We start from the raw sequence: 4,168 nt of genomic DNA on the forward strand, positions 1-4,168 counted from the left end.
CGCGCACGGGTGGCCTTTTCCTCGCGCTTGAGGGCGTTGGCGGTGGCCAGGGCGGTGCGCTTGGTCCAGATCAGCAGGCCGCTGAGCACCATCATGCTCAGCACCAGGCCGAAGAAGAACCAGATCAGCTTGACCCAGATCCCGCCGAAGTCACCGGTGTGCAGTGGGCGCATGGACTCGGTGACGAACTCCAGGGTGGAGCGGTCGCCCAGCAGGTACGAGGAGTCCAGGGAGCCGGTGTAGGGATTGATGTTGGCGGTCTGGAACATCAGTGGATACCAGCCGCGCCCGCCCACGTACAGGTGGCTATAGGCATTGCTCGGCAAGCTGACGAAGCTGATGTCGAACCCGGGAATCTTCTGGGTGGCGGTGCCGATGGCCTGTTCCAGGCTGATCATCGGCGCGGGGCTGCCGTCGGTGCTGACCGGCACCTGCTCCCGGGCGATCACCGGGACGATGGGTTCGCTGGAGATGCTGATGTGGTTGTCGCCCAGGATCGCGCGAATGAGAAACCAGATACCGGTGATGGAAATCACCGCGATGAACCAGATCGACCAGATGCCGCTCAGGCGATGGAAGTCGCCCCAGAAGATCCGTGCGCCATGGCGCAGGCGCAGGGTCGGCTTGAGAAAACCCTTCCAGAACTTCTTGTAGACCACCAGGCCGGTGATCAGCGAGATCAGCATCGGTACGCCGAGGAACGACACCAGGTACCAGCCCCAGCTGTAGCCGTTGGTGAAGGGCACCAGCCACCAGCCATGCAGGGCGCGGGTGAAGGCCTGGAAGTCGAAGTCCGGGCTCGCGCCCTGGATCGCTCCGGTATAGGGGTTGACGTACAGCGTGGGTGAGCGGCCGTCCGGATAAGTGACGTTGACGCTCAAGGCAAAATGGCTTTCATCCGGGGTGCTGATGGTGTCCACCCGGGTCTGGGGCTCGGCCCGCTGGATGGCCTGGACGATCTGATCGTAGTTCAGCGGTTGGGCATCATCGGTGGGCTTGCTGGCACGGACATCGGGGTTGGCCAGCCAGACGATTTCCTGGCTGACCACTGCCAGGGTGCCAGTGACACAGACGATCAGCACGAAGAACCAGATGGGCAGTGCCAGCCAGCTGTGCACTAGAAACCAGATTTTTGAGCGGGATTTCTTCGACATTGAATGGACGTCTTGATTCGAGGAGTGGAGCGGCACTGGAACCCTGGTCCGGGCCTGGCGTGGTTCACGCTGGGCGGGGCCATGGCCAACGCAGCCTGCTGCATCTAATTAAGACGAATGAGAATCGTAAATCCCGAAGATGGATGTGAAAGTAAATGTTACGGAGCCTTTTGGAGGACAGAACCGGGACGACTTGTGGATCGGCTGATACCGGCCTGCCGATGCTGAGGCGGGATTGCCGGCCACGGGGGCCGGCAATTCTCTGGCGCCAGCCGCGAAAGGCGCAGGCGCTGGAGGGATCACTGCGACTGTTGCTGGAACAGCGCTACGGCGCGCCGGTTGATCTCCTCGACCGTCAGGTTTTCCTTGCGGGTGGCGATGAACCAGACATGTCCGAAAGGATCGCGCAGGGCACCACTGCGGTCGCCATAGAACTGGTCCTTGATCGGTTCCGCTTCGCTGGCCCCGGCGGCAATCGCCCTGGCGAAGTAGCTGTCGACATCTTCGACGTACAGATGCAGGCCCACCGAGGTCTTGTGGGCTTCGGGACTGCCCATCGGCGTCTCCTCGCAAGGGCTGCCGAGCATGATGGGCGCGCCGCCGATAAGCAGCTCGGCATGGCCGACACTGCCATCGGGCATGTCCAGGCGCAGGGTTTGTACGGCGCCGAAGGCCTTCTGGTAGAACTCGATGGCTTCGGCGGCCTGGCGGATACCCAGGTAGGGAGTGACGCCAATGAAGCCTTCGGGAATGGGTTTGACGCTCATGATGGGGCTCCTTGCTCTTGTTATGGGCGGTGGATCGAGCACTTTCACTCTATACCCGCAATGTTGCAGGACCGGGATGGGCCGACGAGGTGCAGTTCGGGTAGTAGCCTTCGGCAATTTGCCCAGGGATCTGGCCCAGCAATCCCCGTGAGCCTTGAGGGCGGATCTTTCGGTCCGACGGTTGCCGTCTCGACGTGCCTAGGGCGCCAGGTCATCGCTGGGCGCATCGGGCTCCAGCAGGCGGGCGCCCTGGCCGGTTTCCCCGAGATAGTCGCCCTGGTTGCGCAGCGGACAGCCTTGCATCGACAGGCAGCCGCAGCCGATGCACAGGTTCAGGCGTTCGCGCAGCAGGGTGAGTTGCTGGATGCGGGCGTCCAGCTCGCGGCTCCATTGCTCCGACAAGCGCTGCCAATCCGCGGCGCTGGGCGCACGGTCATCGGGCAGGGTGGCCAGGGCCCGGCCAATCTCCGCCAGGGGAATGCCCAGGCGCTGGGCCACCTTGATCAGCGCTACCCGGCGCAATACCGAGCGCGGATAACGGCGTTGATTGCCCTGGTTGCGCTGGCTCTTGATCAGCCCCTTGGTTTCGTAGAAATGCAGCGCGGTGACCGCTACTCCGCTGCGGGCGGCCAGTTGGCCGACGGTGAGTTCCTTGTGGATGGTGTCGTGATCGATCATCGAGGGCGCCAAAAGTGAAAAACGGGCTTGACCTTTACTTAACTAGAGGTTTTACCCTGCCGCATATCCAACCGCAAGATCCTCTTCCGCAGTAGGGAATGACCCATGAGCGCCTTTGAAAGACATCGCAGCTTCACCCAATTGATCGAGTTCGAGATCGAGCCTCATCAACAAGAGGCGCTGGTATCGGCCCTGGCAGCGCAGAGCGAACGGCTGGCCCAGGGCTACGGCGGTTTCCTCAGTGCCAGCGTGCAGGCCAGCGACGATGGGCGGCGGGTGCTCAACTACCTGCAGTGGCAAACCCGCGAGGCCGGCGAGGCGGCGTTCCAGCGTTTCGAGAGTGGCGAGCAGGACTTCTGGCAGTTGATCCTGGCGCACCAGGCCAAGACCGTGACCTTCGGCTCCTTCCAGGTACGCACCAGCATCGCTCGCAGCCATGACGATGCCTTGCATTGCCACTTGCCGGGCTAGATCGACAACTGCAGGGTGCGCTCGTTGAGGTTGTCCGCAGGCCGGCGCTTGTTCACCGCCAGCTCGCCGATCTTGATCAGCCGGGTCCGGGTGACGTTGCGGCTCAGCCCCAGGAGGTTGGCGGTATGCACCTGGTTGTAGTGGCTGAAGCGGTAGGCCGCGCGCAAGAGGGCGTCCTCGACCTTTTCATGGAGCGCGCCGGCCTGCTCCGCGAAGAGTTTCTGGAAGGCCCGCTCCAACAGGCCCTCGGCTGAATCGTCGGGGCCGCAGTGGCCGTCGTCGGCGCGCTCGATGCGCATGTTCGACAAGCGCAGGTCGCCCTCGGCGATGACCCCGTCGCGGCAGATCAGCAGGGTGTGGTGGATGACGTTTTCCAGCTCGCGGATATTGCCCGGCCAGCTGTAGCTCTTGAGCTTGTGCTCGGCCTGCGGGCTGATGCTGATGTTGCCGTAGCCCAGGCGCTGGCTGTAGGCCTCGATGAAATGCCGGGTCAGCGGCAGGATGTCACCGGGGCGCTCGCGCAGCGGGCTCAGCTCCAGGCCGACCACATCCAGGCGGTAGTACAGGTCTTCGCGGAAATTCCCAGCGTTGATGGCCTTTTCCAGCTGCACGTTGGTGGCTGCCAGCACCCGTACATCGATGGGGATGCTCTTGCGTGATCCCAGGCGCACGACCTCGCGCTCCTGCAGCACCCGCAACAGCTTGACCTGGATGGCCATGGGCAGGTCGCCGATCTCGTCCAGGAACAAGGTGCCGCCATCGGCTTCCTCGAACCAGCCGGCCTTGGCGCTGAGGGCGCCGGTGAAGGCGCCTTTTTCATGGCCGAACAGTTCGGCTTCCACTAGGGACTCCGAAAAGGCCCCGCAGTTGACCGCCACGAAAGGGCGGTTGCGTCGTGCGCTGAGGTTGTGGATATGCCGTGCCACCAATTCCTTGCCGGTCCCGGTTTCGCCAATGATCAGCACGCTGGCCTCGCTGGGCGCCACCTGCTGCAGGTGGGCCAGCAAGGCCTGGGATTTCGGGTCCTCGAACACCTGGGCAGTGTCGCGGTTCCAGGTCGCCAGGGGGGGCGCTGGGGGCGAGGTCAGAAGCCGCCTG

5 protein-coding genes are annotated in these 4,168 nt (G+C 63.4%); 1 reads left to right on the forward strand and 4 read right to left on the reverse strand.

Annotation, left to right across the window (positions count from 1 at the left end):
• From ACK6AU_RS31405 to soxR, 3 genes are all read right to left on the reverse strand, one after another.
• A partial coding sequence (locus tag ACK6AU_RS31405; RefSeq protein WP_409303622.1) for a PepSY-associated TM helix domain-containing protein occupies positions 1-1,154 on the reverse strand: 1,154 nt, incomplete at its 3' end.
• A 299-nt stretch (positions 1,155-1,453) separates the two neighbouring features.
• Complete coding sequence (locus ACK6AU_RS31410) at positions 1,454-1,921, reverse strand: VOC family protein (protein ID WP_185701028.1); 468 nt, start codon at positions 1,919-1,921, stop codon at positions 1,454-1,456.
• 198 nt (positions 1,922-2,119) lie between these two features.
• A complete protein-coding gene (gene soxR / locus ACK6AU_RS31415; protein ID WP_022639954.1) occupies positions 2,120-2,599 on the reverse strand; it encodes a redox-sensitive transcriptional activator SoxR in 480 nt (159 codons plus the stop codon).
• Between the two features lie 105 nt (positions 2,600-2,704).
• Between soxR and ACK6AU_RS31420 the strand changes: the two genes are divergently transcribed.
• Entirely contained in the window at positions 2,705-3,070 is a 366-nt protein-coding gene (locus ACK6AU_RS31420) for an antibiotic biosynthesis monooxygenase (protein ID WP_022639953.1), read from the forward strand.
• Here ACK6AU_RS31420 and ACK6AU_RS31425 read toward each other — a convergent pair.
• On the reverse strand, positions 3,067-4,168 hold a 1,102-nt coding region (locus ACK6AU_RS31425; RefSeq protein WP_409303625.1), incomplete at its 5' end, for a sigma-54 interaction domain-containing protein. The two genes, ACK6AU_RS31420 and ACK6AU_RS31425, sit on opposite strands and share 4 nt — an antisense overlap.

This window comes from Pseudomonas sp. KCJK8993, assembly GCF_046230915.1.
Classification (GTDB): Bacteria; Pseudomonadota; Gammaproteobacteria; order Pseudomonadales; family Pseudomonadaceae; genus Aquipseudomonas; species Aquipseudomonas piscis.

What these genes read in the sequence shown, in the direction of transcription:
- ACK6AU_RS31410 (WP_185701028.1), bottom strand. Translation starts at nt 1,921, where the DNA reads ATGAGCGTCAAACCCATTCCCGAAGGCTTCATTGGCGTCACTCCCTAC.
- soxR (WP_022639954.1), bottom strand. Translation starts at nt 2,599, where the DNA reads ATGATCGATCACGACACCATCCACAAGGAACTCACCGTCGGCCAACTG.
- ACK6AU_RS31420 (WP_022639953.1), top strand. Translation starts at nt 2,705, where the DNA reads ATGAGCGCCTTTGAAAGACATCGCAGCTTCACCCAATTGATCGAGTTC.